The sequence below is a fragment of the Cryomorphaceae bacterium genome, from assembly GCA_007695365.1.
Classification (GTDB): domain Bacteria; phylum Bacteroidota; class Bacteroidia; order Flavobacteriales_D; family SKUL01; genus SKUL01.
This window is the reverse complement of record REDV01000072.1, coordinates 1-6,231: the sequence shown is the minus strand read 5'-3', so window position 1 is coordinate 6,231 and position 6,231 is coordinate 1. Positions and strand designations below refer to the sequence as shown.

Below are 6,231 nucleotides of genomic sequence, written 5' to 3'. Positions count from 1 at the left end.
TGTTTAAAATACCGCATGCCCGCGATGGGCAAATTGTTTGCCAGCGCAAATATGCAGACAAATTGTCACCCGGAGTTTCGGGCCTAAAATGATGTGCCCGCCCTGCCGGTTTGGCAAGGCGGGCACATCTTCCAATCTAAAAGCCTGTAGCTTTGGCTTAATTATGCTTATTTCCTGAACCATCAAGCGGATACGCTCCCAGGTCCGCGCTGGGCGGTGTTACATTGGCTGCGTATATACCGGTGGTAGTTGTAGCATTGAGCGGCTGGAAGCTGGTAGTACCTGCGCCAATAAGCGGCGAGCCCGCCGCCAATCGCAGGTTTTGACCGTTCACAGCATTCATGTTGAGCGGGTTGTACGAAAGCTGATCAGCCAACATGTAATCCGCATCGCTGAATTGGGTTACGATGTACCCTTCAAACATGGGGTCTTCGTTGGTGGTGATATCGGTTGCCGGGAAGGGGTACTCCTCAGGAATCACACCAGATGAAGCATAAAATTCATCAGCAAAGCTGATTCCCTCGTAGCTTCCGTTTCCGAAGTAGTAGTTGTACCCCATGTGCAGGTTACTATAATCAGTACCCTGCACTACGCGCATTCCGAAACGGCAGTTTACAATTACGTTGTTATACACTTTTCCGCGTGCACCATCTTCATAGTTGATAGAACCTCCGCGGCCCGGGGCTACACGACGAAATCCGCTGGTAAGAATGGTATTGTTGTAGGTATTGATGTTCGCCTGGGTTGGTTTTCCACCACTATTGGCCACTTTAGGCCCGTTGGTTGCGCATCCGATAAAGACGTTGTAGGCAATATCTCCTACGGTTCCGCCTTTCACGTTTACACCTTCGCCATCTTCGCCTCCGCAAAGTTCAAATGTGTTTCGCATGATGGAAATCCGGCCGCCGTCAGGACGAATGGCATCTTCGCGGGTTCCGAAAAACCAACTATCTTCGATGATAAGGTTTACCTGTTCGGTTAGGGTACGAATACCTTTGCGGGTTTCGCCTTCATCGTAAATAGCAGAGCCCGGACCCGAAGGGCCTCCCAGGAACTCGAGGTGTGTCCACTTAAACACGAGGTCTTTGGCACAGTTTCCTGTTTCAATGGTTCCGATGTAACCGCCAAGGTAATTTTGCGGCAATCTCTTGTCGGGCGTGGTAGTAATGAAGTTAGGATTGGCTTCGGTTCCCATACTGTAGAAACTTCCGTTCACGTATATTGACGGGCAGTTACCTACGGTTCCATCACCGGTTGATTCTATGCGAACACCTTCTTCCATAACAATCTGACGACCGCATTGAATAAACAGGTCGCCCACCAGCTTGTAAGTGTTTCCTGCGAGCAGTGTTCCGTGCATGGGGCCGCTAAGCTCCACGGTTGAGCTGGTAATTTCAACAGACTGCTGTTCGTACTCACAGCTTCCATCGTCTTCTTTTGCATTGGGGTTGTAGTTGGTTGCTGTAGGATCGGTACATCCTTTCTCATCCTTTTTACACGACGAAAATGTTACAATACCTGCCAACAGAAACAACGACAACCACCGTGTTTGTTTTACTGGATTTTTCATGATTCTGAATTTATGGGGTTATTAGATTATTGATTACAGTTTAAAGCGAAGGCCCACGAGAAAGGACCTCTGAAAAATATCCTGACGAACCAACACTCTGTTATCGAGGTCTGGCTGAGGAATTATATTGGCATCATCAGATACATTGATGGGAGCTTCGGGTATTTCCAGTTCAAATGGTGTGTTCAGAAGGTTATTGACTTTGATGAATACTGAGAACTGATTACTCAGCTTTTGCTCCGCTGAGAGGTCAAGGTGTACCTGTCCGCGCTGGTAATGGTCAATTCCGAGGAAAGGCGAAACAAATGCAATCCGCCGGCCTGTGTAAACCAGGGAGAGTTGCGCATTGGTTTTACTCTGTTGGTTGTTGTAGAGCAGCGAGAGGTTACCCAGGTGAACCGACTGCCCCTGCAAGGGACGGGTTTCATCAACCAATTCGTTGGTGAGCATTCCGTTTTCGTCGCGGAAGTTGCGGATTTTGGGCGTGGTGATGGTCGACAGCGTAAACGTATAGTTACCGCGCAAGCCCCATTTATTCACGTACTTCACAAAATCGAGTTCAAAGCCGTAATTCTCGGCTACTCCAAGGTTTACAGGACTTAAAAACAAGTCGTTGTTCAGATCCGGCCGTCTTACAACCGTGTACTCAATGGGATTCACAATGTTCTTGTAGAAAACTCCAGCCATTATTTTGTCCAGCGCACCGGGGAAGTACTCCCATCTCAGGTCAATATTGCGGGCTTGTGCTCTTTCCAGATTGGGATTACCGGCCTCCCTGAACTGGTCATCTTCGAAAAAAGAATAGGGAATCACTTCAAAATAGCCCTGGCGGCTGATGGATTCGAAATAAGATGTACGCAGGTTCATTTGGTCACTGAGCGCGTACTTCAAGTGGATGCTGGGAAGCAGATCGAGGTAATCGAGATCACCGATTCGCCCGGCCACATTAAAAGGTGCATTGGAAATCCATGACATATTGGTTTGCTCACCGCGCACTCCGGCCAGTACTTCCAGGTTGCTACCAATATTGAACTTTGTCATGAAATAAGCCGCCAGGATGGTTTCCTGCAATTCATAGTTTAAGGCGTTCTGACTGGTTCCCTGAGGGTTTACAACGTTGCCGAACACAGCATCCAGAAAGTCTCCGGTGTATTGCTGGTTATTGGGTGTTGGCATCAACCTGTAGCGGTCAAAGTAATTGTCGCGTTGCTTATTGCGAATCATCCCTCCGGTTTTGAACATCACTTCGTTGCCAAAGAGTTGGGGTGTGAAGGTGAGGTTGAGGTATCCGGAATAGTCCGTGTCAGAATTTCCGCGCCACCTGCGCCAATGTCCGCGGTAGTTGGTGTTATCATATACCACGGGGCCCTGGGTAATGGTACCGTCGGGTTGGCGGGTACGTTCGGTGGTTACCATATACTCGAGCATATCCGGGTCGTCGTAAGTTGCCCAGGCGTATGAACCGGTCCAGTCAAGTGCAACGTTTTTGGTGAGCTGGTGATCACCGCGCACGCTGTTAGAGAATATTCTGCTGATCATCTGACGCGTTCGGTACCAGCTTTCTATCCTTCCTGTGCCAGGGCCATTTCGGTTGAACGTGAGGCTGGTATCAACACGCAAACGCGATTCTGCCTCCGACAGGTAGCTGTACATGGAATGTGCACTGATGGTGTGATTCTTATTGAATCGGTAGTCAATTTTTGCATGAAGCCCGGCACGCTCCTGCAAAGTAGATCGGTTGGTGTTGATAATGGATCGCAATTCAGGAAGATTGGTTTCCTGATCTGTACGGGTGTCGTAGATTAAGCTCTCGGATCCCCGTGGAGTACTGTTGTAGCTACCCGATACCAGCACCCCGAGTTTTTTCTTTTTACCCACACGTCCACCTAATGACAAAGTGTAAAGCTGAGCCAGTGGCGCATTGCGGGATTCGTGTACTCCGTTTTCCATCGGAAATTCATCAATACCGGCGCTGTGGCCGGCGCCATTGATGGCAGAAGGAGACTCCGGGTTTACAACCCTTCGGTTGAAGGTGCGATACTCTTCGCCAAAGAAAAAAGTATTGTAACCCAGGGCCGAACTGGCGTGTACCATTAACTCATCGGGAGCATCGCGCAATTCCATGTTAATTGCTCCTCCAATGGCATCGCCCTCCATGTCGGGAGTGAGTGCCTTTGAAACTTCCATGCGGCCTATGATATCAGCCGGAAAGATGTCGAGTGGCACATAGCGGTTGTTGTTGTCCGGACTGGGTATTTTGATTCCATTCACCGTAGTGTAGTTGTAGCGCTTGTCCATTCCGCGCAAAATGGCATGCTGGCCGTCGCCCGTACTGCTGCGCTGCAGTGAAATACCCGACACCCTTTGAATGGCGTTGGCTGCACTAATATCCGGGGACAACTCGATGTTTTGTGCCGAGAGCACATTCATTACAGTCATGGAGTTCTTCTCATCTGCTCTTGCACTACCTTCACTTACCCGGTTGCGGCTTGCTGTAACAACTACTTCTCCCAGTTCAGAGCTTCTCTCAACAAGTCCGATATTTATTACCTTATCGCTTGTCAGGTTTATTTGCTGCTGATGCTTGTTAAATGATACGAAACTGCATTCGAGGTTATAAGATCCGGACGGGACATTTCTGATGATGAATGAACCATCCAAACCGCTGATTGCCCCGTGATTCGTGCCTGCCAGTATTACCATAGCCCCAATAACAGGCTCCTTGCTTCCTGTATCCTTAATGGTGCCCGTAATGGAGTAGTTCTGAGCGTACACCCAAGAGCTACTTATCAGTAAAAGCAGAACAGCAACTATTCTTCGCGTCATTTCCCTTTCGGTTGTCAAAAAATTCTGCGCAAAGGTCCTTCACACGGGAGCCAAACAACGTTAACATTGGTTTAAGGTGTCTTTACGCTTTACCTGCGAGCAGCAACATCACGCAGCCCAGCATTTACTGCAACTTCTTCTTCACGCCCCTGCCCATTAGCCAATTAACCAGCCAAAATAGCTGAATCACGCAATTTACATTGTGTTAACATTGGCGATACGCCGTCTTCTGACAACTGCCCGAAAACGGCATTCTCAGGTTACACAATGGTAATGGGGTCGTAACAGTGCAGACACTGCACAGCATTTCATTTGCATTGTGATTAAACCCAACTTTACAATGACCGCCAAATATCATTACAGCCTATCATTGTGCATTTTAACCCTGCTGGCTCTATTTCTTTCTCTTTCGTCTTTTGCCCAAAAAGCCACCATCGAAGGAACCGTAACCGAAGATGACGGCCCAGCGGCATTCGCCAATGTTTTTGTACTTGGAACCACCATTGGCACCACCACCGATTTTGACGGCAAATACCAGTTTGTGGTTGAGCCCGGTACGCACAAGGTAGTATGTTCATTTGTAGGATACAACCCCGACACTATTCAGGTGAGCGTCGGTGCGGGCGAGGTGAAAACACTCGACATCCGCATTACCCAAAATGCTCAGCAGCTCAAGGAATTTGCAGTTACCGGAACGCGCAAAACCGACACCGAAGCCGCAGTGTTGATGGACATCCGAAAAAGTATGCAGGTGGTGAGCGCTGTGTCGAGCGAAATGATCGAAAAGACCCAGGACAGCGATGCCTCTGCCGTTGCGCGTCGGGTGCCCGGGGTAACCATCATCGGCAACAACTTTATCATGATTCGCGGCTTGAACCCTCGCTACAACAACGTGATGCTGCATGATGTGTTTGCACCGAGTATGGAGGAAGACGTAAAATCGTTTGCTTTTGACATTGTACCATCGCAGGTCATTGACAGGATGATGATTTACAAAAGCCCGGCGGCTGAATTGCCCGGTGATTTTGCAGGTGGAGTCGTAAAGCTCTACACCAAGAGCATCCCCGACGAGGAGTTTACCACCTTTAGCATGGGAACCACTTTTCGCGAGGGTTCTTCATTTCAGCGATTTCTTCAGCCTGAGCGATCCGGCTTACACCAACTGGGCATCAACGATGGTTTTAACGACTTACCCGATGGTTTCCCGCGGGACATACGCCGCGTTACCAATACACAGGGCGAAGGGGCGATTGACCAGGTGGGGCGCTCATTGCGCAATAATTGGTTGCCCGAGGAAGTAGGTTCGGGTATGGACCGCAGCTTTGCGTTTGCACGTGCAAGCAAATTCAAGATTTTCGGCAAAGAGGCGGGAAACATTACCAGTGTAACCTACAACAATGCGCGGGAGATATTTGATGTCGAGCGAAACGATTTCAACGCCTACGATTTCATCAACAACCAAAGCGTACCCATATACGAATTTGATGACCAGCAGTACAACCACCACATACGCGCAGGTATTATCAGCAACTTTGCAGTACAGCTCAGTCCCGATCACATTATTGAGTTCAAAAACCTGCTCTCGGTATCCAATACCACGCAGTATATCAACCGCCGCGGTTACGACCTTGAATTTAATTATGCACCCAACAACCACTCCTTTGATCAGATGTACCGAGGGGTATATTCAGGTCAGCTTACCGGAAGGCACTTCTGGGACGAAGACCGCACGCGTTTGAACTGGACCTTGGGATACGGATACGCCTACCGCGATCAACCCGACTACCGCCGTTATCGAGCCGATGTGGACACCACTACCGGTGAGGAAACACTAT

General features: G+C 49.1%; 3 protein-coding genes. 1 reads left to right on the top strand and 2 read right to left on the bottom strand.

The window, feature by feature from the left end:
- Positions 1 to 157: 157 nt before the first annotated feature.
- Positions 158 to 1,570: a hypothetical protein gene (locus tag EA392_05550; GenBank protein ID TVR39754.1), complete on the bottom strand. Its 1,413-nt coding sequence runs from the start codon at positions 1,568 to 1,570 to the stop codon at positions 158 to 160.
- A gap of 33 nt (positions 1,571 to 1,603) precedes the next feature.
- Positions 1,604 to 4,396, bottom strand: a complete 2,793-nt coding sequence (locus EA392_05545; GenBank protein TVR39753.1) for a TonB-dependent receptor — start codon at positions 4,394 to 4,396, stop codon at positions 1,604 to 1,606.
- A gap of 340 nt (positions 4,397 to 4,736) precedes the next feature.
- Between EA392_05545 and EA392_05540 the strand changes: the two genes are divergently transcribed.
- The coding region (locus EA392_05540) for a TonB-dependent receptor (protein TVR39752.1) at positions 4,737 to 6,231 on the top strand (1,495 nt) is incomplete at its 3' end.

Coding starts and splice junctions, on each gene's coding strand:
- EA392_05545 (TVR39753.1), bottom strand. CDS start 4,396: ATGACGCGAAGAATAGTTGCTGTTCTGCTTTTACTGATAAGTAGCTCT.
- EA392_05550 (TVR39754.1), bottom strand. CDS start 1,570: ATGAAAAATCCAGTAAAACAAACACGGTGGTTGTCGTTGTTTCTGTTG.